General features: G+C 67.9%; 20 protein-coding genes and 1 pseudogene. 5 read left to right on the top strand and 16 right to left on the bottom strand.

Features of this window, described 5'->3' with window-relative positions:
- Positions 1 to 72: 72 nt before the first annotated feature.
- Genes AU193_RS00100 through AU193_RS00075 form a run of 6 tightly spaced genes read right to left on the bottom strand, consistent with a single transcriptional unit; the run spans position 73 to position 7,136 of the window.
- Entirely contained in the window at positions 73 to 1,083 is a 1,011-nt protein-coding gene (locus AU193_RS00100) for an acyl-CoA dehydrogenase family protein (protein WP_064420317.1), read from the bottom strand.
- Positions 1,080 to 2,225, bottom strand: coding sequence for an acyl-CoA dehydrogenase family protein (locus tag AU193_RS00095; RefSeq protein ID WP_172798160.1), 1,146 nt, complete (start codon positions 2,223 to 2,225; stop codon positions 1,080 to 1,082). The genes AU193_RS00100 and AU193_RS00095 overlap by 4 nt, the downstream gene beginning before the upstream one ends.
- Complete coding sequence (locus AU193_RS00090; protein WP_064420315.1) at positions 2,222 to 3,001, bottom strand: crotonase/enoyl-CoA hydratase family protein; 780 nt, start codon at positions 2,999 to 3,001, stop codon at positions 2,222 to 2,224. The genes AU193_RS00095 and AU193_RS00090 overlap by 4 nt, the downstream gene beginning before the upstream one ends.
- Positions 2,998 to 4,416, bottom strand: coding sequence for an aldehyde dehydrogenase family protein (locus AU193_RS00085; protein ID WP_064420314.1), 1,419 nt, complete (start codon positions 4,414 to 4,416; stop codon positions 2,998 to 3,000). The genes AU193_RS00090 and AU193_RS00085 overlap by 4 nt, the downstream gene beginning before the upstream one ends.
- 16 nt (positions 4,417 to 4,432) lie before the next feature.
- Positions 4,433 to 5,539 (bottom strand): zinc-binding dehydrogenase, encoded by a 1,107-nt coding sequence (locus tag AU193_RS00080; RefSeq protein ID WP_064420313.1) that lies wholly within the window; start codon positions 5,537 to 5,539, stop codon positions 4,433 to 4,435.
- 19 nt (positions 5,540 to 5,558) lie between these two features.
- Positions 5,559 to 7,136, bottom strand: coding sequence for an acyl-CoA synthetase (locus AU193_RS00075; protein WP_371259104.1), 1,578 nt, complete (start codon positions 7,134 to 7,136; stop codon positions 5,559 to 5,561).
- 102 nt (positions 7,137 to 7,238) lie between these two features.
- Here AU193_RS00075 and AU193_RS00070 point away from each other — a divergent pair, with 102 nt between their 5' ends.
- On the top strand, positions 7,239 to 9,167 hold the full coding sequence (locus AU193_RS00070) for an NAD(P)/FAD-dependent oxidoreductase (protein WP_172798159.1): 1,929 nt from the start codon (positions 7,239 to 7,241) through the stop codon (positions 9,165 to 9,167).
- Positions 9,164 to 10,051 (top strand): SDR family NAD(P)-dependent oxidoreductase, encoded by an 888-nt coding sequence (locus AU193_RS00065; protein WP_064420312.1) that lies wholly within the window; start codon positions 9,164 to 9,166, stop codon positions 10,049 to 10,051. The genes AU193_RS00070 and AU193_RS00065 overlap by 4 nt, the downstream gene beginning before the upstream one ends.
- 67 nt (positions 10,052 to 10,118) lie before the next feature.
- Here AU193_RS00065 and AU193_RS00060 read toward each other — a convergent pair whose 3' ends face one another.
- Positions 10,119 to 10,730, bottom strand: a complete 612-nt coding sequence (locus AU193_RS00060) for a Dabb family protein (protein WP_064420311.1) — start codon at positions 10,728 to 10,730, stop codon at positions 10,119 to 10,121.
- Complete coding sequence (locus AU193_RS00055) at positions 10,723 to 11,070, bottom strand: hypothetical protein (RefSeq protein WP_064420310.1); 348 nt, start codon at positions 11,068 to 11,070, stop codon at positions 10,723 to 10,725. The genes AU193_RS00060 and AU193_RS00055 overlap by 8 nt, the downstream gene beginning before the upstream one ends.
- Positions 11,071 to 11,171: 101 nt before the next feature.
- On the opposite strand from AU193_RS00055, the gene AU193_RS00050 reads away from it, so the two are divergent.
- Positions 11,172 to 12,377 (top strand): NADH:flavin oxidoreductase, encoded by a 1,206-nt coding sequence (locus AU193_RS00050; RefSeq protein WP_064420309.1) that lies wholly within the window; start codon positions 11,172 to 11,174, stop codon positions 12,375 to 12,377.
- Positions 12,378 to 12,387: 10 nt separating this feature from the next.
- On the opposite strand, the gene AU193_RS00045 is transcribed toward AU193_RS00050, so the two are convergent.
- From AU193_RS00045 to AU193_RS00015, 7 genes are all read right to left on the bottom strand, one after another.
- Positions 12,388 to 13,296 carry an alpha/beta hydrolase gene (locus AU193_RS00045; RefSeq protein WP_064420308.1) on the bottom strand — a complete coding sequence of 303 codons (909 nt, stop codon included), beginning with the start codon at positions 13,294 to 13,296 and terminating at the stop codon, positions 12,388 to 12,390.
- Positions 13,293 to 14,135, bottom strand: a complete 843-nt coding sequence (locus tag AU193_RS00040) for an IclR family transcriptional regulator (RefSeq protein ID WP_064420307.1) — start codon at positions 14,133 to 14,135, stop codon at positions 13,293 to 13,295. The genes AU193_RS00045 and AU193_RS00040 overlap by 4 nt, the downstream gene beginning before the upstream one ends.
- Positions 14,136 to 14,328: 193 nt before the next feature.
- A complete protein-coding gene (locus AU193_RS00035; protein ID WP_064420306.1) occupies positions 14,329 to 15,486 on the bottom strand; it encodes a zinc-binding dehydrogenase in 1,158 nt (385 codons plus the stop codon).
- A gap of 36 nt (positions 15,487 to 15,522) precedes the next feature.
- The gene (locus AU193_RS00030) at positions 15,523 to 16,983 is read right to left on the bottom strand and encodes an FAD-dependent oxidoreductase (RefSeq protein WP_064420305.1); all 1,461 of its coding nucleotides are present in this window, start codon (positions 16,981 to 16,983) and stop codon (positions 15,523 to 15,525) included.
- Positions 16,980 to 17,888 carry a biphenyl-2,3-diol 1,2-dioxygenase gene (gene bphC / locus AU193_RS00025; protein ID WP_064420304.1) on the bottom strand — a complete coding sequence of 303 codons (909 nt, stop codon included), beginning with the start codon at positions 17,886 to 17,888 and terminating at the stop codon, positions 16,980 to 16,982. The genes AU193_RS00030 and bphC overlap by 4 nt, the downstream gene beginning before the upstream one ends.
- A gap of 8 nt (positions 17,889 to 17,896) precedes the next feature.
- Complete coding sequence (locus tag AU193_RS00020; protein ID WP_064420303.1) at positions 17,897 to 19,078, bottom strand: acyl-CoA dehydrogenase family protein; 1,182 nt, start codon at positions 19,076 to 19,078, stop codon at positions 17,897 to 17,899.
- A 91-nt stretch (positions 19,079 to 19,169) separates the two neighbouring features.
- Positions 19,170 to 19,472: a 2Fe-2S iron-sulfur cluster binding domain-containing protein gene (locus AU193_RS00015; protein ID WP_064420613.1), complete on the bottom strand. Its 303-nt coding sequence runs from the start codon at positions 19,470 to 19,472 to the stop codon at positions 19,170 to 19,172.
- Between the two features lie 130 nt (positions 19,473 to 19,602).
- On the opposite strand from AU193_RS00015, the gene AU193_RS00010 reads away from it, so the two are divergent.
- Positions 19,603 to 21,219 carry an NAD(P)/FAD-dependent oxidoreductase gene (locus AU193_RS00010; protein WP_064420302.1) on the top strand — a complete coding sequence of 539 codons (1,617 nt, stop codon included), beginning with the start codon at positions 19,603 to 19,605 and terminating at the stop codon, positions 21,217 to 21,219.
- On the opposite strand, the gene AU193_RS00005 is transcribed toward AU193_RS00010, so the two are convergent.
- A complete protein-coding gene (locus AU193_RS00005; protein ID WP_172798158.1) occupies positions 21,216 to 22,091 on the bottom strand; it encodes an alpha/beta fold hydrolase in 876 nt (291 codons plus the stop codon). The genes AU193_RS00010 and AU193_RS00005 overlap by 4 nt on opposite strands.
- A gap of 219 nt (positions 22,092 to 22,310) precedes the next feature.
- On the opposite strand from AU193_RS00005, the pseudogene AU193_RS23460 reads away from it, so the two are divergent.
- Positions 22,311 to 22,450, top strand: a pseudogene (locus AU193_RS23460) (ABC transporter permease); the annotation flags it as partial.

Raw genomic sequence — 22,450 nt, 5'->3', positions numbered from 1 at the left:
GAGTCAACCGTCGCCGCCCGGGGCGTGGCGCGACGGTGCCCGGTCAGTGGAACACCGCGGCATGAGCCCGGATCAGTCGGCGATCAGGCTCCACACGTCGGCTCCGGCGGCCAGGGCCGCGTCGGTGACCTTCTCGTCCCAGTAGCGCACCGTTCCGAATTCAGAGCGCCACGCGAGCGCGGCGCGGGTGAACTCGTGCAACCGGTGTTCGTAGGTGGTGCCGATCGCGCCGTGGACCTGATGGGCGTTGCGCACCACGACCGAGGCGGCATGGCCGACGCACGAGCGTGCCGCCGCGATGCGGAAGTGCAGGTTGCCCGTCGACCAGCCGGTCGTGACGGCCGTCGTCAGCGCGGCTTCGGTCGCCGCCCGCGCCAGCGCCGCTTCCGCGGCCAGGTCGGCGATCAGGTGCTGGACGGCCTGGAACCGGGACAGGGGCCGACCGAACTGGACGCGCGACGCGGCGTGGTCGACCGACGACGCGACGATCGTGTCGAGCGCCGCACACACCTGGAGAGCCCGCACGAGCGCCGATCTCAGCCACAACTCGGCCACCAGGCCCGCGTTCACCGGGACGCTGCCGAGCGCGGCGACGTCGGCCTCGACGTAGTCACGCGGTTCGCCGATAAGGTTGCTGCCGGGCGTGATCGCCAATGCCCCGGCGTCGACGTCGGCGACGCGGTGGCCGTCACTGTCGCGCCACACGACGACCACCCGGTCGCTGCCCGTGGCCCAGGGCACACCGCGCGCAGCTCCGTTTCCGTCGAGCAGGCACACCGTGCGCACGGCGTCGTCGGTTCCCATCCCGTTCGCGTCGAGCAGCCAGCAGGCCAGGAGATCGTGTTCTGCCAACGGTATTCGCACCGCGTTGCGCGCCGCGGCCGCCAACAGTTCGGCGGCCTCGAACCAGCCCGCACCACTGCCGCCCGACTCCTCGGCGCCGGTCAGCCGGACCAGGCCCAGCTCATCGAGGCGCCGCCACAATTCGGCGTCCCGTGCGACTGCCTTCGCAGGCGGATGCGCGTCGCGGTACTCGGAGAAGACCGCGTCCATCATCTCGACGAGCGCCGGATCGACGGTCATCGCAGCCCCAACCCTCGTGCGATCACGCCGCGCAACACCTCGTTGGTCCCGCCGCGCAGCGTGAAGCCGGGGCGCTGATCCACGGCTTTCGAGACCAGCTCGGCCAGTTCGGGATTTGTGGTCGTATCGGCCAGCGTGTCGGCGAAGTCGGCGATATCACCTTCGGTGGTGGTGCCGAGAACCTTGACCACCGCGGCGGGCACATCGGCGGGCTCACGTCGCTCCAGTGCTCCGGCGACGGCGGTCGACATCTGGTGCAGTCCGGCGGTTCTGGCGACCAGGTGGCCGAGCCTGGCGTCCCGCGAAAGCTGCTGTGCGGCCATCCTTTCGCCACACGCCCTCAATAACACGAACGTCGACAGGAACCGCTCGGGCCCGCTGCGCTCGAAGGCCAACTCCGAGGTGACCTGACGCCAGCCCGCGCCGATCTCGCCGAACACCATGTCGTCGGGCACGAAGGCACCGTCGAGGATCACCTCGTTGAAGTGGTGTGCGCCGTTCATCGAGACAACCGGTCGGATGTCGACGCCCGGTCCGCGCAAGTCGACGATGAACTGACTCAACCCCGCGTGGCGGTTGTCCGGATCGACGGGCGCCGTGCGGGCCAGCGCGATGAACGCATGCGCGTTGTGCGCCCCCGACGTCCACACCTTGGTCCCGGACAGCGACCAACCGCCGTCCACCTGAACCGCCTTGGTGCGTACGCTCGCCAGATCCGAACCGGAATCGGGCTCGCTCATGCCGATCCCGAAGAAGCACTCGCCGCGCACTATCCGCGGAAGGAACTCCCTTTTCTGCAGTTCCGTGCCGTACTTGAGCAACGAGGGCACAATCTGCCGGTCGGCGATCCAATGGGCCGCGACCGGTACGCCCGCGGCGAGCAGCTCCTCGGTCACCGCGAACCGTTCGACGAAGGAGCGTCCGTGTCCGCCGTACTCGACCGGCACGGTCATTCCGAGATAGCCCTGTGCGGCAAGCGCTTTGGTGAAGTCCTCGTCCCATCCCGTCAGCCACGCGTCGACCGACGGGGTGAAGGCGCCCGCGGCACGTTGCTCGGCGATGAACGCGCGGACCTCGGCCCGCAGGGCCGCGGTCGCAGCGGCGTCGACGGCAGCTGGGGGCACCAGGCGGGGGAGCGTCACGGGGCGGTCCGCCATCGGCTGATGCGCTGTTCATGCTCCCGGTCGCGGTGGGCCAGCGGCTGCATGGCCGCGGCCATGGCCAGCGTGGAGTCCAGCGAACCGGCCCGCGACTCCTGCAGCAGACGTTTGGCCATCCGCAGCGCGTGAGCGGGGTTCTTGGTGATCCGCTCGGCCAACGCGAGCGCCTCCGTAAGCAGGTCGTCGTGCGGCACGACGCGGCTGACCATGCCCCACTCCAGGGCAGTGGCCGCATCGACACGGTCGCCGGTGAACGTCATCTCGGCGGCGCGCTCGTAGCCGATCGCCCTCGGCAGGAACCAGGTGCCGCCGTCGCCCGGGATGATGCCGATCTGTACGAAGCTCTCGGCGAACGACGCCCGTTCGGAAGCCACGCGGATGTCGCACATCATGGCGAGGTCGCAGCCCGCTCCCACCGCGGGTCCGTTGACCGCGGCGATCAGCGGGACCTCCAGGCGCCCGAGTGCGCGCGGGATGCGCTGGATCCCGTCGCCGTAGGCACGCCGCTGGTCGAGGGCGTCGAGGCCGAACATTCCGGTGCGGTCGGCCATCTCCTTGACATTGCCGCCCGCGGAGAAGATCTTGCCCGCGCCGGTCAGGATCACCGCGCGCACGTCGAGGTCCGCGTTGGCGACCTCGACCGCGGCCTCGAACGCCGAGATGAAGCCCTTGTCGGTGATCGCGTTGCCGACGTCGGGCAGGTCGATGGTCCACGTCTGTGTCGCACCGTGAGCGGCGATGTTCAGCGGTGTGCTCATGACGGCAACTGTAGGGACTTGGTCTGCAGGAATTCCTCGAACCCCGCGCGGCCCAACTCCCGGCCGACACCGGATTTCTTGTATCCGCCGAACGGCGCGACCGGGTTGTACACGCCGCCGTTGACGTCGAGCTGTCCGGTCTGCACGCGCCGCGCGAAGGAAATGGCGGTGTCCAGGTCGGGACCCCACACCGCGCCCGCGAGCCCGTAGGGCGTGCCATTGGCGATGCGTAGGGCGTCGTCGGTGTCCCGGAACGGAATCACCGCGAGCACCGGCCCGAACACCTCCTCCTGGCCCAGCTCGGAGTCGGGGCCGACGTCGGCGAACACGGTCGGGGCGACGTAGTAGCCGGTGTCGCGGACCGATTCGGATCCGCCGGTGAGCAGGCGGGCGCCGTCGCGGCGTGCGCGGTCGATGAACCCGCGCACGGACTCGAACTGCGCGGCCGAGGCCAGGGGGCCGATCCGGGTGCCGGGGTCGGACGGGTCACCGACGTTGTACTTTGCGGCGGCGGTCCCGATCAATTCGAGGGCCTCGTCGTAGCGCGACTGCGGCACCAGCATCCGGGTCCACGCCATGCAGGTCTGCCCGCCGTTGAGGAACGCGTTGCCCACGCCGACCTTCACCGCGGTGGTCAGGTCGCCGCCGTCGAGGATGACGTTGGCGGACTTGCCGCCGAGTTCGAGGGCGACCTTCTTGACCGATCCGACGGCGAGCTCGGCGACCCGGCGGCCCACGGCGGTCGACCCGGTGAACGACACCACGTCGACGTCGGGGTGCGACGCGATGCGCTCACCCACCACGGATCCGCGGCCAGACACCAGGTTCACCACACCGTCGGGAAGGCCGGCCTCCTCAACCGCTTCGATGAACTCGAACACCGACAGCGGCGCCTCGTTGCTCGGCTTGAGGACGACGGTGCAGCCCGCGGCGATCGCGGGCAGCACCTTGGCCACCACCTGATAGAGCGGGTAGTTCCACGGGGTGATGGCGCCGACGACACCGTATGGTTCGCGCAGCACCAACGAGTTGCCCACGCGCTCTTCGAAGTCGAAGGACCCGAGGACGTCGGCGAAACCGCGGGCCACCGCCAGTGGGACCTTGGTCTGAACGCCCTGCGCCACCCGCAGCGGAGCGCCCATCTCCCGGCTGATGGTCTCGGCGATGTCGGGCAGCCGCTTCTCCATCGCGGCGATCACCCGGGTCAGCCGGTCACGTCGCTCGGCGCGGGTGATCAGCGGATCGAAGGCGCGGCGGGCGGCGGCCACCGCCGCGTCCACGTCGGCGACGGTTCCGCTGGGCACACAGCCGATCACCTTCTCGGTGGCGGGGTTGACGACGTCGATCACGTCGCCCGCCGACGGCGCCACCCACTGGCCGTCGATGAACAGAGTCTTGCGGGTGTAGTCGTGCATGGATCTCCTCGGAGGATCAGGGAACGATGCTGGCGCGGACGTCGCGCTTGTGCTCGGCGGCGGCGAATGCCTCGTTGATGTCGTCGAGCGGATACTGCGCCGACGTGAGCCGGTGCAGGGGAAGGGTGTCCTGGTGCTGTTCGAGGAAGGTCAGCGCCCGAGAGAGGACCGGCGGTCCGTACAACGAGACCCCGACCATCGTCTTGTTGGCGAAGACGAAGCGTGACGGGTCGAATTCGAATGTCTTGCCGATGTTGATGTTGCCGATCTCGACGTAGCGGCCGAACTGGCCCAGCATCTTGAGGCCCTCGTCGATGGCGGACGGGTGCCCGACCACCTCGACCACCACGTCGGCGCCGTGGCCGTCGGTCAGGTCACGGACGATCTTCGCGCGGTCCTTCACCGTGGCGGCCGTGTTGATGTCGATCACCGCGTCGGCGCCGAACGCGGTTGCCAGCTCGAGCCGTTCGGGCACACCGTCGACGGCGATGACCCGGCCAGCACCCCGGGCCTTGGCCACCGCGATCGCGTACAGTCCCAGCGCACCGGCGCCCTGCACCACGACGGTCTCGCCGAGTTGCTGGTCGACGCGCTCGAGGCCGTACATCACCTGTGACAGTGCGCAGTTGGCGCCCGAGGCGATGTCGTCGCTGACCCGGTCTGGCACGGTGTACACGACCGCCCCGGCGGGCAGCAGAAAGTAGTCGGCGTAGCCGCCGACGAAATAGGGCGGCGCGTCGGCGCGTCCGAGCATGGCCATCGTCAGGTTCAGGCAAGCATTGCGCCTGCCCGCCAGGCAGTTTCGGCACCGGTGGCAGGAGAAGAAGTAGGGGAACACCACCCGGCTGCCCTTCGCCAGTGGCGCGCCGTTGGAGTCCGCGGTGACGCCGTCACCGAGTTCGGAAATTGCGCCGACCATTTCGTGACCGAGCACCGTCGGAAGTTGTCCTCCCAGGCCGCGGGTGGCGAAGGTGCCGTGCCATGCGTGCAGGTCCGACCCGCAGATGTTCGTCCTGGTGACCTTGATCAGGATCTCGCCGGGACCGACTTCGGCCAAGTTCACGGTTTCGATCTCGAACGGCTCCCCGGGCGCGTCGAAGCGCGCGATACGTCCAGTGAACAACAGACAGTTCCCTTCGGGCTCAGCGGCTCAGCGGTTCGGCCGCGAAGCGTTCGCGCAATTGACGTTTGAGCAGCTTGCCGCTCGGATTCTTCGGTAGCGCATCGACGAAGAAGACGTGCTTGGGGGTCTTGAACCCGGCCAGATGCTGCCGGCTGTGCGCGATCAGGCCGTCCTCGGTGAGGTTGGCACCGTCGCGGGCAACGACCGCGGCGACCACCGTCTCGACCCACGTCGGATGCGGAAGGCCGAAGACCGCGACCTCCTGAACCCCGTTGTGCCGGTAGAGAATCTCTTCGACCTCGCGGCTGGCGACATTTTCGCCACCGGTCTTGATCATGTCCTTCTTGCGGTCGACCACGTGCAGCAGCCCGTGTTCGTCGTAGTAACCGAGGTCGCCGGAGTGGAACCACCCGCCGCGGAACGCCTCGGCCGTCTTGGCCGGGTCGTCGAGATAGCCGAGCATCAGATGCGGGCTGCGGTGGGCGATCTCACCCACCACGCCGGGCGCGACTGGGGCGTCGTCATCGTCGAGGATCGTCGTCTCGACGTTGACCACCGGTCGTCCCGCCGACCCGGCGTGCGCGTCCTGCTCATCGGGCCCGAGCGCAGACGCCAGCGGCGCCAGCTCGGTCTGCCCGTAGAAGTTCCACAACCTCAGGTTCGGCAGCCGGTCGCGGATCTCGACGAGGATCTCGATCGGCATCGCCGAAGCGCCGTAGTAACCCTTGCGCAGGCTCGACAGATCGACCTCGTCGAACACCGGAGAACGCAACAGGCTGATCCAGACCGTCGGAGGCGCGAAGTAGTTGGTCACCCGGTAGCGGGCGATCGTGCGCAGCACCGTCTCGGGATCGGGCCCGGGCAGGATGATGCTGGTCGCACCGAGATAGATGTCGGTGGCCAGGAAGTTGTCCAGCTGCGCGCAGTGATACAGCGGCAGTGAGTGGATTTCGACGTCGTCACCCGCCATGGAGCCGGCGACGATGGTGCTGACGTACTGCCACATCAGGCTGCGGCTTGTGTGCATCGCACCTTTGGGACGCGACTCCGTGCCGCTGGTGTACATCAACCTCAGCAGCTGGTCGTCCTCGATGCGCGGATTCGGCGCGAGGGTGGTGGTGGTCAGCCAGTCGGCGAAATCGTCCCAGCCGGGCGGAACGCTCTGTCCAGGCCGGACGATCGCGGCCTTCGTGCGCACCGCACCATCGAGGCGCATCGCGTCCTCGGCGACGGCCGCCAGTTCGGCTTCGACGATGAAGCCGTCGGCCTTGCTGTGGCCCAGGATGTAGGCGATCTCCTCGGCCGTCAACATGAAGTTGACCGGTACCAACACAACCGCAGCGCGGGCGGTGGCGAAGGCGAGCACCGCATACTGCCAGCAGTTGCGGGCCAGCAACGCCACCCGGTTGCCGGGACGGAAGCCGTTGTCCTGCAACGCAGCAGCGGCCCGGTCCACGAGGTGATCGAACTCGGCGAAGGTCAACACCACGTCGCCGTCGATGATCGCGGTCTTGTCGGGTTGCCTGCGGGCCGACCGGCGCGGGATGTCGCCCAGAGTGTGGCTGCGTGCCTGCTCGACCACCGCATCGGAATCCACGGCGGGCAGCTTAAGCGCATTCAGTGTGGTGCGAGGGACCGATGTCCCGCTCAGTAGGCAGGGCGGTGCCCGGTGCGCTGTCGCGGGCCGATACTCGTGCCCGTGACTGCAGACGCTCGAGCCATACCGTCGCCGCGTGCCGCGGGCGCCGACCGTGACGAACTGAGGGCGAACCTCGGTCAGGCTGACCCGGGCGTCCTGGTCGCGGTGCTGGCCCAGCTGACGGGTGATCCGTCGGTGATCGACCGGTTTGGGCCGAAGATCACGCACATCCCCGATCCGCCCGAACGCGTCGGTGTCACCGACGCCGACACCATGACAGCGCTTGTCGAGGCGGTCATCTCGGCGTTGTCCGCGCCGCCGGCCCAGGGCGCGATGGCCGCCGACGACATCGATCTGTTCACCCGCGTGCTGCCGGTTGCGCTGGGCTCCGATGTAGACGACGAGTTCGTCCCGCTCCTGCTCGAGCAGGGCGGTTTTCATCTCTCCCAGCCCACGCTGCCGCGCACGGTGCCGATCCCGCCGACGACCACGGTCGCGATCATCGGCGCGGGTATCGCCGGCATCATCACCGCGCTGGCCGCCGCCGACGCCGGGGTGCGGTATCAGATCTTCGACCGCAACGACGAGGTGGGCGGCACCTGGTTGACGACCAAGTATCCCGGGATCGGCGTCGACACGCCGTCGGCGTATTACTCGCTGTCGCGGGAGGTCAACCCCGACTGGTCGAGCTACTACCCGCAGGGCGCGGAGTACCAGGACTACCTGGTGTCCCTGGCCGACAAACACGGACTGCGTGAGCACACCCGCTTCGGCACCGAGGTCGAGGCGCTGTGGTGGGACGAGGCGCGAGCTCAATGGCAGATTCACGCGGTCGACCGCGACGGCAACCGCGACGTCAGCTACGCCCGGGTGGTCGTCACCGCCGCCGGCTACCTCAACCGACCGCGATGGCCAGACGTCCCCGGCCGAGAATCGTTCGAGGGCATCAGTATCCACTCGGCGCAGTGGGATCCATCGCTGGATCTCACCGGCAAGCGGGTTGCGGTCATCGGCGCGGGGTGCACCGCCGTGCAGATCGTCGACGCGTGTGTGGACGAGGTCGAGCGCCTGACCGTCTTCCAACGCCAACCGCACTGGGTGGCTCCGCGAAAGCGGTTGTCCGACCACGTCCCGGAATACCGGCGCTATCTCGGACGGCACCTGCCGTACTACGCGAACTGGCACCGCCTGAAGTCCTACTGGGCGACGGCGGACAACAACTATCCCGTCATCCTGCGCGACCCCGAGTGGGCCAGGGACCATCTGTCGATCTCGGCTGCCAACGACGTCCTGCTGCAGATGTGCATGGAGTACATCAACGAGACATTCGGCGAGGGATCGGAGCTGGCGAAGAAGGTCACCCCCGACTTCGCGCCGTACGGTAAGCGCATCATCCGCGACCCGGGCGGCTACTACGCGGCGCTGACGCGGGAGCACGTCGACGTGGAGGCGAGCGAACCGGCCGCCGTCAACGCCGCGGGCATCGTCACCGCCGACGGGCGGCAGATCGATCTCGACGTGATCATCTACGCCACCGGCTATCACCTCGACTTCCTGTCCACGGTCGACATTCGCGGCCGCGACGGCAGGACACTGCGCGAGGAGTGGGGCGACAGCCCCCGCGCGTACCGCGGTGGCACGGTGCCGGGCTTCCCGAACCTGTTCATCACCTCGGCGCCCAACTACAGCCCCGGCCACGGTGCGGGCGCGAACTTTTCGATGGAGGTGCTCGCGCATTACGTCATGGAATGCCTGCAACTGCTCGCGCTGCGCGATGCCACCACCATCGAGGTGACACGGGAGGCCTACGACGATTACGTCGCACGGATCGACGACGCGATGTCACAGACGGTGTGGTGCCACACCCCGAACGCGCACACCTACTACCGTTCCGGTTCCGGTCGCGTGGTGGTGGCCACGCCGTACCGCCTGGTCGACCTGTGGCACCAGCATCGCGCGCCCGTCGAAGAACACTTCGTCCTCCGATGACGGGACTTCTCGCAGGCAGGACGGCTCTGGTCACCGGCAGCAGCCGAGGTATCGGACGCGCTGTGGCGCAACGCCTTTCCGCAGAGGGCGCCACCGTGGCGGTGACCGCCCGGTCATTCGAGCCCTCGGCATCGGTTCGCGGCGGAGCGGCCACGGCCCTGCCGGGGACCATCGCCGAGACCATCGAGCTGATCGAGGGCGCGGGCGGAACGGCGATCGGCATCGCGGCCGACCTCGAAGATCCCGATCAGCGGGGCCGCCTGGTCGACGAGGTCGTCGAACGCACCGGCGGCCTCGACATCCTCGTCAACAACGCCGGTTTCGCCGACTACGCCCGCGTCGAGGAGATGAGCCTGGACACCTTCGATCGCACCGTCGAACACTATCTGCGCACCCCGTTCGTGCTGACCAAAGCCGCCGTGCCGCACATGCGGGAACGGGGCGCCGGCTGGGTCGTCAACATCGGTTCGGTGACGGGCGTGGCCCCGGTGCGGCCGTATCGCGAGTACAACAAGACCTCGGGCGACGTCGTCTACGCCTCCTGCAAGGCGGCTCTGCACCGCTTCACGCAGGGAGTGGCCGCCGAGCTGCTCGACGCGAACATCGCGGTGAACTGCGTAGGGCCCTCGACGGCCATCCGCACTCCCGGTGCGGCGCAGCTGATTCCGGACACCTTCCCGACCGAGCCGGTCGAGTATCTGGCCGAGACGGTGCTGGCGATGTGCCATCGGCCTGCCGCCGAGCGCACCGGTCTGGTCGCCTTCAGCCTGCACTACCCGTGGTCGCAGGGGCTGATTGTGCAAAGCCTCGACGGAGCCAGCGAGTTGCCGCCGCTGGAACCGCCCGCGATGGCCAACCCGAACATCCTGCCCGCCGGCCTCTAGCGCATCGAGTTCTGCACCAGGGTCGTGCATCGCGGGATATCACAGCCCTGCTGCAGAATTCGACGAATCACACCATGCTGCAGAAGCTGTGGCAGACCCGGTCGCGGACGATGACCTCGGGACACTCGGGGTCGAACCAGCGGTCCACGTACGCCCAGTGAATCGGGTGCATGAGGTAGGGACCGGTCAGACCGTCGAGGTCGCGGAACTCCTGTTCGAACACGTGGGTCCACGGTGAGTTACCGACGGCCGAATCGACGCGACTGAGCTGCCATATGCCGATCGAACCGACGTAGCGGGGGAGTAGCCGCAGATCGTCCTCGAAGCGCGCCACCGTGGCGTCGTCGGCGTCCGGTTGCACGCGCAACAGCAGTGTCCGGTACACGGTGGCCGAGATGTCTCTGGCGGCGACCGGGCCGCCGGTGTAGGTGGCACCGTTGACGCGATTGACCTCGGGACGGTCGAACACAGCGTCGAAAGACGTTGCCGCCGCGGACCACTCGTCGGCGTCGCGGAACCGCAGGCGCACGAGGAGATCGCCGCCGTTACGCACGCCGGGCAGCGTAGGCTGCACCAGGCCGTGGGCCGCACCGCTGGCCGCCGCGGCTTCCCGCAGCTCGTTCAGTAGACGGTCACGTGCCGGTTCGGGGGCATCGATCAGCCGGATGACGCTATACATCGCACAGACCATCGACATCGCCTGCGGCGGCGGCGACGCTGCGGGTGCGCTCGACGACCAGTTCGGCCACGCCGTCCCACCACACTCCGAGCGTGACGTCGGGCCTGCCCTTCCACGTCATCTCCCACCAGGCTTGCGAGCTCGGCAGCGACCACGTCACGGTGATCACGTTGGATCGGTCGTCGAACCATATCGGCGGGCTGACGAGCACGTCGCGAAGCGTCATCCCGCGATCCCGCGCACCCGGCGCGTATTCGGCCAGGTAGGTGTCGACGAATCGCCGTGCGCATCCGGGCCGGGTGACGACCCGGTCGATGACGAACACCTCACCGTCGGCCATGACCCGCACACTAGGGCGACGGCGATCGTGATGAGGATGACGCTCCCGGCCATCGGGATGACACCGTTGACCGCGACCGTTCCGCGGAGCACCGTGGACCGATGACCGTTGACACGCTGGACCCGTTCGCGCCGTCCCGGCTCGGGCCGGTGAAGCTGCGCAACCGGGTCATCAAGGCCGCCACGTCAGAAGGCCGCTCGCCGGACGGCTTGGTCACCGACGACCTGATCGACTTTCACGTCGCGTTCGCCAAGGGCGGCGTGGGGATGACGACGGTCGCGTACTGCTGCGTCTCCAAGGAGGGCGCCAGCGCGCCCGGTCAGATCGTGATGAGCCCGGCGGCGCTGCCCGGACTGCGCAGGCTCACCGACGCCGTACACGCGGCCGGGGCGGCGATCTCGGCCCAGCTCGGCCACGCCGGCGTCGTCGCTCCGAAGAAGCTGACCGGGGTGACCGCGGTCGCCCCCAGCCGCTTCGTCAACCCCACCTCCTTCGCCTACTGTCGCGAGATCACCCGCGGCGAGATCCGCGCCGTGATCGACCAATTCGCCGCGGCGGCGCAGGTGGCCGTCGACGCCGGCTTCGATGCCGTCGAACTGCACTTCGGCCATCTCTACCTGCCGAGCTCGTTCCTCAGCGCGCGGATCAACCGGCGCAAGGACGAATACGGCGGTTCCATCGACAACCGGTCGCGGTTGGTCCGCGAAATAGCAACCCGGGTCCGGGAAGTCGTGAACGACCAGATCGCCGTCATCGTCAAGCTCGACATGGACGACGGTCTGCCCGGCAGCATCTGGATCGACGAGGCGCTGCGGACCGCGCAGCTGCTCGACGCCGACTCCACGTTGGACGCCATCGAGCTCACCCAGGGGTCATCGGTCTACAAACCGATGTACCTGTTCCGCGGCGACGTTCCGGTCAAGGAGTTCGCCGAGGTGATGCCGTCCGCGCTGCGGCCCGGTGTCCGCCTCGCGGGCAGGCGGGTGATGGGCAGTTATCCGTACCGCGATCTCTACATGCTCGACGCCGCACGGCAGTTCGTGCCGGTGGTCCGCAACACCAAACTGATTCTGCTGGGCGGCATCACGAACTACGGCCACCTCCAGACCGGCCTGCGCGAGGGCTTCGACTTCATGGCGATGGGCAGGGCGTTGCTACGTGAACCCGATCTGGTCAGCGCGATGGCCGCCGATCATGGCACTCGCAGCCGCTGCAACCACAACAACAAGTGCATGGTCACGGTGTTCGGCCGGACCCACTGCGTGCTCGACCCACACCAGCGTTACGGGCCGGTGACCAAAGCGTAGGCGCTGATCCTCACAACAACTTCGCGAGCTCTTGGCTGGCCTGACGCCGCGCCTCGTGAGCGATGTCGAGCATCGGCATCGTCATGAATCCGTGAATTCCGCCGTCGAACGTGCACCGCGCCACGGGGACACCGGCGGATTCCAAAGCATCGGCGTAGGCGACACCCTCGTCCCGCAGCGGATCGTGACCCGCGATCACCACCACGGCCGGCGGCAGTCCGTCGAGGCCCGCCTGCAGCGGCGACGCATAGGGGTGGGTGCGGTCGGCGGGGGAGGGCACGTACTGGTTCCAGTACCACTGCAACGCCGGGCGCGGGTTGTAGAAACCCTTGCCGTACAAGCGGTATGACTCGGTCTCGAGGTCCGCGGCGATCATCGGGTAGATCAGCAGTTGAGCGGACAGTGCGGGCCCACTGCGGTCGCGTGCCATCAGCGTGGTGACCGCCGCGAGGTTGCCGCCTGCGCTGTCACCGGCCACCGCCAGCCGCCCCGGGTCGCCACCGAGTTCCCCGGTGTGCTCAGCCGCCCAGCACGTCGCGGCGTACATGTCTTCCGCGGCGGCGGGCCAAGCATTTTCGGGCGCCAGCCGGTAGTCCACCGAGATCACAATCGCGGAAGAGAGATTCGCCAGATTGCGGCACAGCCCGTCGTGGCTGTCGAGGTCGCAGAACACGAACCCGCCGCCGTGCGCGTAGACCACGACCGGCAGCGCGACATCCGACGCCGGTCGGTAGACCCGAACCGGTACACCTCCGGGAATGGTGACATTCTCGACCGACTCGACGGCTTCGGGCTGCGCGGGCGCTACGAAGCGCGATCGGATGGTCGCTCGCGCCTGGGCGCCGGTCATGGTGTGCACCGGCGGAAAGCCGGAGTCCAGCGCCTCGATCAGTTCGGCGATCTGCGGATCGAGTGTCACGCGTACTGCAGCACCGGCTCGCGGGGCATCGTGGGTCGCGGTGCGGGCATGTTCCGCAGCGGCCGGGCCTGCTGCAGCGTCGGTGCGACCCGCCGGGGGCCGTCCTCGGCGTTGTGCCAGACCGCCATGGCCGTCATCCGCACCGGCGCGACGAGGCGCTGATCGAACATCATTCGGTTCACCGGTCCGCACACCGACACCGCCGCCACGGCCTCGCCCTGACCGCCGATCGGCGCTGCGACACAACCGAATCCGGTGAGCGCCTCCTCGCGGTCGAACGCGATGCCGTGCGAGCGCACCTTGGCCAGTTCGGTGCGCAGCTGGGCGGGCGATCCGATGGAGTACTTGGTGCGCCGGCCCGTCAGGTCGATCGTGCCGTAGTCCAGGTCGCTCACGGACGCCAGCATCGCCTTGCCCAACGCCGAACAGTGAGCGGGGTGACGCCCCCCGACGCGGCTGGGAATGGCCGCGCCCAGCCCGTCGCCGATCTTCTCCAGGTACACGACGTCGGTACCGTCGAGGACGGCCAAGTGGACGACGAGACCGGTGGCGCGGTGCAGATCGTGCAGCAGCGGGACCGCCGCGCGGTGCAGGCGATCCTGGTGCACCGCAAGCGAACCCAGCTCGACCAGCCGCATGCCCAGCTCGTAGTCGCGCCCGTTGCGGCGCAGCCACCGCAGCTGGACGAGGCGCTCGAGCATGCGGTGTGCGGACGAGCGGGGGAGCCCGGTGCGGCGAACGATCTGCGCCAGTGTCAGTCGGCCCGGCCCGTCGAAGGCGTCAAGAACCAGCGATACGCGGTCGAGGACGGCGCTTGGTGTTTCGACAGTCGGTGTCATGTGGCCTCCGGAGAGCGACCTGCGAGATACAGGCGATATTTCTAATAGGAATATGCCTATTTGTATCATGTCGCTGTGCGGGGTGTCACACGGACACGGCGAATTGCTCTCGGACACGTAAACGACCTGCGGTTTCGGGCCGCGCGTGTGTTTGAGCGGTTGATCGCAGCAGCCGGCGCGTGCGATGAACCGGCTAAGGCGACACGGCGTCGCTCTGCGGGTCGATGAGGATCTTGGCGTGCGCTTCGGCCGCGCCCAGAACCTCGAAGGCGCGCGCCACTCCGCCCAGCCCCACAGTCCCGGTGATGAGCGCCGAGGCGTCCACCTTGCCGTCGGCCAGCAGGTGCAACGTGTCGCGGAACTCCGGTGGTGTGTAACCGAAGACGAACCGCAGGTCGATCTCCTTGCCGTTGGCGACCGCCGGACGGAAGTGGTCGGTGCCCATACAGACGCCGACCACGACAACCCTCGACTGCACTGGCGCGGCACAGATGATGCCATCGATGATCCCGGGCACGCCGACGCATTCGAAGACCACCGGTCGCTTTACACTCGCCGCGCCCAACCTGTCGGCGACCCGGTACAGATGCGACCAGCCCGGCACGCGGCGCAACTTCTCCATCGTGCCGACGGCGAGTTCGAACAGTTGCTGGGCCTCGGTGATCGCCCCCGACTGACCGGCGGCGGTGTACGGGGAGTCGACGGCGGGGTCGACGACGACGTCAGCGCCGCAGCGCGACGCCATCTCGCGGCGGGTCGTGGAGAAGTCGCTCGCCACGATCGTGTCCACGCCGAGCGACTTGAGATGGCAGATCACCGCGAGCCCGACCGGCCCGCAACCAATGACGATCGCGACATCACGCTTGCCGATCTGGCTGCGGCGCACCGCATGCAGGGCGACCGCCATCGGCTCGGTCAGTGCGGCGATGCCGAGGTCCAGCCCATTCGGGACTACGAAGCTCATCGAGGCTTCGGCGAGGACGTGCTCGGCGTACGCGCCGGGCGCCAGCGGCGACAGCCCGGTCATGTGCACCCCGCCCGCCGCTCGCACCATGGGAAACGACACCACGGGAGTACCGACCTTGAACTCCTTGGCCGCACCGGGCCCGCGCTCGGCCACTTCACCGACGAACTCGTGGCCCAACACGACCGGCGTGTCCTCACGCATGAAGTCCGGATAACCGACCTCGTCCATCACGTCGGTCAACTCGTCGGCGTGGTCTTTGGCGTGCAGATCGGATCCACAGATGCCACAGCGCCGCACCTCGAGCAGGATCTGCCCGCGTGCCGGGGCGGGCGTCGGGAGGTCGATGACGGACAGATTGCCTCGTTCACAGCTGACGGCCTTCATGCGTCCATCCTGTACCACGGGCCAGGCGGTCGGAAACTAGGCGCCCGCCGCGGTGCATCCCGCCCGGCGGCCGTAGAAACTGCCGTCGCCCAACGAGATACCGCTCGCATAGCCCCACGCCGCGAGACCCGCGGTGCAGCGGCCCGCAGCGAACAGGCCGGGGATGGGGTCGCCGCTGACGTGCAGCACCTCCGCGCTCAGTGACGTCAGAAGTCCGCCCAGCGTGAAGCCGCCGGTGCTCTCGCGCAGGTCGATCGCGCCGACCGGCGTGCCGATCGGTCGCAGCCACTGCGGCTTCTTGTGCAGCAGCGGATCCTCACCCGCGGCCGCGCCGGCGTTGTAGGCGGAAACGGTCGCCTGAAGCGAGCCCGCCGACAATCCCATCTCGGATTCGAGTTCGGCCACCGTCTCGCAGACCCAGGTCGGCGGCCGTATCATCAACTGCGGCGACAGCGAGGCCATCGCCTCCTCCTGGGCCTTCTCGTCGATGATCAGGAACGCGGTGTTGTCCTGGTGGTACAACGTCAGCTGCCCGACCCTGCCGGGATAGGTGTCTTCGGCGACGTAGCGCTGACCGCGGCCGTTGACCAGGATGCCCCGCACCAACTGCTGCGGATCGATGAAGATGGCCACCTCGGTGGCGTCCATGTGGGCCAGGTCGGCGCCCAGGGCCTGCGCCATCCGGATCGCCTGACCGTCATGCTGCTCGATGGCGGCCGCGGGACGGCCGGCGATACGCGGCGCGTACTGGGCGACCATGGCCTCGTTGTAGGCGAAGCTGCCCATCGCGAGCACCACTCCGCGACGCGCCCGCACGGCGATCTCCTCGCCGTACCGACGCGCGCGCACACCGACCACCCGGCCGTCGGACTCGACGATCAACCGTTGCACGCGGACGTCGTAGATCGCCCGCGCTCCCGCCGCGGTGGCCGTCTCCACGAGCGGCTTCATCAGCATGTAGCCGGCGCTCGCCTCGCCCTGCTTCTTGTCCGACATCTGCGGGACGTGTCCGCGCGGTGCGGGCGTCGCAATCGTGTTGAACGGGTAGGAGTTCTCCCCGCCGCTGTACATCAACCCCTGATCGCCCATGGGTTCCCAGCCGGGTTCGCCGAAGAACTCCGGCTTGAACCGCACGCCGCAGCCGACGAGCCAGTCGAAGTGCTCGAGGCTGCCGTCGCAGTAGTCGGCGATGCGCTTCTCGTCGGCACCGGGCCCCATCGCGACATTGAGGTAAGCGGCCATGTTCGCGACGGAATCGTCGAAGCCGCAGGCCTTTTGGATGGGTGTGCCACCGCCGAGGTAGATGAACCCGCCGGCCATCGACGCGGCGCCGCCCCACGAGCCGGTGCGCTCGAGGACCAGGACGTCGGCTCCGGCGCGTGCCGCTTCCACCGCCGCGGCGGCACCGGCGATGCCGAAGCCGGCGATGACGACGTCGGCCTCCTCGTCCCACCGAGCGACGTCGGCCGCGGGCAGGGGAGCGACGTCGCCGCTCACGGGCGCATCGCCGCAGGCAGGTCGGAGACCCACTCGTGTCCCCAGTAACTGTCGGCGGTGATTTCCTCTGCGGTGTAACAGGTTTCGTCGACCCGCATACCGTCGGTGCCGAACTCGATGTCCCAGTCGCCGGGGGCGCGCACGTAGAACGACACCATCTTGTCGTTGGTGTGCCTGCCCAGCGTCGAGGACAACTGGAAGCCGTCCTTGTTCACCCGGTCGAGCGCCTGTCCGACCGCGTCGAGGCTGTCGACCTCCACCATCAGGTGGATCAGGCCCGGGTCACGTAGCGTCATCGCCGGACAGATCGCCAGGCTGTGGTGGCGCGCGTTGATGCCGAGGAACCGCACGCGCAGCGGCCCGAACTCCGGCGGCGTCGGTACGCGAAACGCTCCGCGCGACTTGAAACCCAGGACCTCGGTGTAGAACCGGAACAGGCCCGGCACATCGAGGGCCGGCAACACGACATGGCCCAACCCCTGATCGCCGGTGACGAACCGGGCGCCGTACGGCGTCACCACCGGACTGTGGTCGAGTACCGCACCGTGGAAGACCTCCGTCGACGTCCCCGCCGGATCGTCGAACGCGATCACCTCTTCGACACGACGGGCGTCGGCCTCCTCGAGCGAGAGTTCCTTGACCGCTATGCCTGCGCCGTCCAGAGCCGCCTTCACCCGGGTCAGCGCCGCATGGTCGCGGACCTCCCAACCGACCGTGACGATCTTGTCGACGTCGCCGGGCACCACGATGATGCGCGCGGCGCGCTCGTCCATGCGCAGATACAGCGCATCGGTATCGGGACCGGAGCCCTCGGCGAAACCCAGCACCTTGAACGCGAAGTGGCGCCAGCGGTCGATGTCGGTGGCCTGAACCTTGACGTATCCGAGGCTTTTCAGATCGCTCATCGCACCCTCTAGATCATCGCCCGCAGCGGACCCTGCGGATCCACCCCCAGCGAGCTCAGCGCCGAGGCGTGAAACACCGTGCCCGGCACGTGAATCGCGTGCAGCTGCCCGACATGCACGTCGCGCCAGTACCGCTGCAAGGGCTTGTCCATGCGTGCGGCGTTGCCGCCCGAGCGGGCGAAGATCTCGTCGACGGCGGACACGGCGCGCCACACCGCGCGGATCTGGGTGCGACGCCCGGCGGCCCGGTCCTCGAAGCTGACCTCCTTGCCTGCGGCGACCATGTCATAGATGCGGTCGGCGTTGGCGAGCAGTTCCTGGCGGGCGGCGTTGATGTCGGCTGCCGCCTCACCGATCGCGTACATGACGTACGGGTCGTCCTTGATCGCAACGCCGCTGGAGTTCACGCGCTCGCGCTGATAGTCCAGATGCGCGGCCAGCGCGCCCTCGGCGATGCCGATCGTGGCGGCCGAGATGCCCAGCGGGAACATCGTCGACCACGGCATCAGGTACAACGGCTCGGTCATACCCGCCTCACGCTGGGCGGTGCCGTCCATCACCTTCATCGCGTCCATCGTGCGGTACTCCGGCACGAACGCATCGCGCACGATGACGTCCTTGGATCCGGTGCCGCGCAACCCGACCACGTCCCACGAGTCCTCCACGATCTCGTAATCCGACCGCGGCAGGATCATGTGCAGCATCTGCGGTGGCATCAGCGGCTTGCCTTCCGCATCCCCGATCATGGCGCCGAGGATGATCCAGTCGCACGCGTCGGTTCCGGAGCTGAACTGCCAGCGTCCGTTGAAGATGTAGCCGCCGTCGACCGGTTTGGTCACGCCTTGCGGCGCGTACGGCGACGCCATCCACGTGTCGATGTCGTCGGCCCAGACCTCGTCACCGACTCGCGGATCGGCGTAGGCGAGCTGATAGGGGTGCACTCCCACGACGCCGTTGACCCAACCGGCCGCGGGGTCCAGGGCCGCGGTGGCCATCACGGTCTCGGCGAATTCGCGGGGATGGGCCTCGTAGCCACCGTGCTTCTTGGGCTGCAGCAGGCGGATGGACCCGGCGGCCTTCATCGACTTGACCGTGGTGTCGGTCAAGCGCCCGATCTTCTCGGCCTCGGCGCCCTGGTCTTTGAACTGCTCGGCCAGGTGCATCACCCGGTCGAGTACGCGCTCACTCATGCTGATGTCCTCACTATCGGCTGCACTTGATGGTCTACCGCACCGGACGGGCGAATGGGACGCAATCCCGGTCAGCGGGCGGCGTTCCGGCTCAATACTCGACGTGAATGTCGTCACTGAGCGGTCGTGCCTGGCACCCCAGGATGAGGCCGTCGGCCAGGTCGGCGGGCTCGAGGATGTCGCAGGCGGCCATGTCGACCTCGCCGGACACCACGGTCGCGACGCATGACCCGCAGTGGCCTTCCCGGCACGAGTGCGGGGCATCGATCCCGGCGTCGAGCATCGTGTCGACGAGGGTCTTGTCGGGCGGCCAGCGAAGGTGGTGGCGGGTCCCGTCCAGATCGACGCAGACGGTGGCATCGACCCGCGTACCGCAGGCCTCGGTTCGTGACATGGGCTGATCTTCACCGTCCGCGGCATCCGGGTCGACCGGTCCGTCCGATGGGCGGAACCCTCCTCGCTCGATCGCCCGGTCATCGGGAAACTCCGGGGGCGCCGGATCCATCACGACCTACCGTGACCGCGTGGGTATCTCCGAGGAGCGGTCGAGCGTGGACGCGGTGGTGGTCGGCGCCGGCTTCGCCGGGCTGTACACGTTGCACAAGCTGCGATCGCAGGGCTTGTCAGTGCGGGTGTTCGAGGCGGCGCCGGAGATCGGAGGGACCTGGTACTACAACCGCTACCCGGGTGCGCGCTGCGACGTCGAGAGCGTCGACTACTGCTACTCGTTCGATCCGCAGCTCGAGCAGGAGTGGGACTGGTCGGAGAAGTACGCGACCCAGGCCGAGATCCTGCGCTACCTGAACTGGGTGGCCGACAAGCTCGACCTGCGTGACGGCATCACGTTCAATACCCGGGTCATCTCGGCCGTGCTCGACGAGAACGATGTGAAATGGACGGTGACGACCGACGCGGGTGAGGTCGTCACCGCGCGCTTCTGTGTGATGGCGACCGGTCCGCTGTCGGCGGCGCTGACGCCCGACTTTCCCGGCCTCGACGGCTTCGCGGGGGAGCTGTACCACACCGCGCACTGGCCGCACGAGCCCGTTGACTTCACCGGCAAGCGAGTCGCGGTGATCGGGACGGGTTCGTCGGGCATCCAGTCCATTCCGGTCATCGCCGAACAGGCCGATCGCCTCTACGTCTTCCAGCGGACACCGAATTACAGTGTGCCCGCCGGCAATCGACCGCTGACCGACGAGGACCGCGCCCAGATCAAGGCGACCTACGCCGAACGTCGCCGGCTGTCGTGGCGCAGCGGTGGCGGCTCACCGCACATCGCTCATCCGAAGCTGACGATGGAGGCCACACCCGAGGAGCGCCGGGCGGCGTTCGAGAAACGCTGGGAACTCGGGGGTGTGCTGTTCTCGAAGACGTTCAGCGACCAGATGATCGATATGGCCGCCAACGAGGAAGCGCGCAAGTTCTACGAGGAGAAGATCCGCGCGGTGATCGACGACCCCGAGGTCGCCGAACTCCTCATCCCGAACGACCACCCCATCGGGACGAAGCGAATCTGCACCGACACCAACTACTTTCAGACCTTCAACCAACCACACGTCAGCCTGGTCAGCCTGCGGAAGACACCGATTGAGTCCATCGACGCCGACGGCATCAACACCACCGACGCCCACTACGGCGTCGACGCGATTGTGCTGGCCACCGGCTTTGACGCCATGACCGGCGCACTGGCCAAGATCGACATCGTCGGGCGCGGCGGTCAGAGTCTGCGCGATGACTGGGCGCACGGTCCGCGCACTTACCTCGGTCTCGGGGTGGACGGCTTCCCGAACCTATTCCTGGTCTCGGGCCCCGGTGCGCCCGCGGTGCTCGCCAACATGGTGCTGCACGCCGAGGCGAACGTGAACTGGATCGCCGAGGCGATCTCCTACCTCGACGGACATGGTTACACCGCACTCGAACCCACCGCCGATGCGGTGGACAACTGGATCGCCGAGTGCAACCGGCGCGCGGATGCGACGTTGTTCCCGAAGGCCAATTCCTGGTACATGGGCGCCAACGTCCCGGGCAAACCGCGCGGATTCATGTTGTTCATCGGCGGTTTCGGTGTCTACCTCGACATCTGCAATGAGGTGGCCGCCGCGGGTTACAAGGGATTCCGGCTGCTGGGGTCGCCCTAGGCCTCACGGGTCAAGAACGCCAGCACCACGTTCTCGAAGGCCGACTTGGCCTCGATCATCGCCCAGTGCCCGCAATTCGGGAAGACGTGTAGCTCGGCGTTGGGGATGGTGCGCATCGGTATCAACGCCATATCCAGCGGGCTCACCCGATCGTCTCGCCCCCACGTCAGCAGCGTGGGCGCGGCGACCCTGTGCATCTGCGCCCAGGGCAGCGGCGCGTCGCTGCTGCGCATGAACGCCATCATCTGAGCGAAGGCCTTCTTGCCGTACATGCGTCGGGCGGCGGCGAGGGTGTCCGGATCGGTGGCCAACTGCCAACGCTCCTCGATCAGCTGCTCGGTGACCAGAGACTGGTCGTAGACCATCGAATTGAGCCAGTCGATCAACCGCTGCCGAGTCGGATCCTCGGTGAACTCCTGGAGCAGCCGGATCCCTTCGCTCGGACCGGGACTGAAGACGTTGGTGCCGATGCCGCCGATGGTGACCAGTCGGCCGATCCGATCGGGGTTGTTGATCGCGAAGTTGATGCCGACACCACCGCCCATCGAGTTACCGACGATGTCGACGCGGTCGATCCCCAACGAGTCGAGGAAAGGGACGACGGCGCCCTGCGCGGTGATCATCGGATGACCGCCGAAGTCGTCGCTGACTCCGAAACCCGGGAATTCCAGGATCAGGCAACGAAAATCCTCGGCGAAGGTGGGTAGCACGCCGCGGAAGTTGCGCCACCCCGTGACCCCGGGGCCGGAACCGTGCAGAAACAACAGCACGGGGCCGTCACCCGCGTCGTAGTAGCGCAGCACTCCGGAGGGCGTCGGCGCCTCGCGGCGGTCGTTCTCGACTCTGGCGATGAAGGCTGCGGTATCGGTCACGCCCCTAGCCTGCCACGCGCTCGCCCCGCCGCGGCCGGGTGTTCCGTTCATCGGTCGTCCCGGTAAGCGGGAGGCTCACTGTGCCGCTGCACGATTCACTGCGACGCTGCCGGTCGAGAGAAGGGCCGTCGACGTGCCCGCGTAGTCAGGAGGCCCGATGTCGCCCGCGATCCCGGCAGGGTGTTTCGCGATGACGGCCGGACACGGAGTCGTGGGGTAATGGTGACCGACGCACCGGAGCGGTGGTCTGCGGGTTTGCCGCCGTTGCGGAATTTGGCGGGGCCGATGCAGGCGGTCGGGGCGTTGTTTGCGATGTCTGCTGATGCGGTGCGGTTTGTGTTTCGGCGGCCGTTTCAGTG

Origin of the sequence: Mycobacterium sp. GA-1285 (assembly GCF_001499905.1) — a bacterium.
In the GTDB taxonomy this organism is placed as follows: domain Bacteria; phylum Actinomycetota; class Actinomycetes; order Mycobacteriales; family Mycobacteriaceae; genus Mycobacterium.
Note: the sequence above shows the minus strand (reverse complement) of the source record. Positions and strands in the feature narration are given on the sequence as shown.

What these genes read in the sequence shown, in the direction of transcription:
- AU193_RS00100 (WP_064420317.1), bottom strand. Translation starts at nt 1,083, where the DNA reads ATGACCGTCGATCCGGCGCTCGTCGAGATGATGGACGCGGTCTTCTCC.
- AU193_RS00090 (WP_064420315.1), bottom strand. Translation starts at nt 3,001, where the DNA reads ATGAGCACACCGCTGAACATCGCCGCTCACGGTGCGACACAGACGTGG.
- AU193_RS00085 (WP_064420314.1), bottom strand. Translation starts at nt 4,416, where the DNA reads ATGCACGACTACACCCGCAAGACTCTGTTCATCGACGGCCAGTGGGTG.
- AU193_RS00065 (WP_064420312.1), top strand. Translation starts at nt 9,164, where the DNA reads ATGACGGGACTTCTCGCAGGCAGGACGGCTCTGGTCACCGGCAGCAGC.
- AU193_RS00060 (WP_064420311.1), bottom strand. Translation starts at nt 10,730, where the DNA reads ATGTATAGCGTCATCCGGCTGATCGATGCCCCCGAACCGGCACGTGAC.
- AU193_RS00055 (WP_064420310.1), bottom strand. Translation starts at nt 11,070, where the DNA reads ATGGCCGACGGTGAGGTGTTCGTCATCGACCGGGTCGTCACCCGGCCC.
- AU193_RS00050 (WP_064420309.1), top strand. Translation starts at nt 11,172, where the DNA reads ATGACCGTTGACACGCTGGACCCGTTCGCGCCGTCCCGGCTCGGGCCG.
- AU193_RS00040 (WP_064420307.1), bottom strand. Translation starts at nt 14,135, where the DNA reads ATGACACCGACTGTCGAAACACCAAGCGCCGTCCTCGACCGCGTATCG.
- AU193_RS00035 (WP_064420306.1), bottom strand. Translation starts at nt 15,486, where the DNA reads ATGAAGGCCGTCAGCTGTGAACGAGGCAATCTGTCCGTCATCGACCTC.
- bphC (WP_064420304.1), bottom strand. Translation starts at nt 17,888, where the DNA reads ATGAGCGATCTGAAAAGCCTCGGATACGTCAAGGTTCAGGCCACCGAC.
- AU193_RS00020 (WP_064420303.1), bottom strand. Translation starts at nt 19,078, where the DNA reads ATGAGTGAGCGCGTACTCGACCGGGTGATGCACCTGGCCGAGCAGTTC.
- AU193_RS00015 (WP_064420613.1), bottom strand. Translation starts at nt 19,472, where the DNA reads ATGTCACGAACCGAGGCCTGCGGTACGCGGGTCGATGCCACCGTCTGC.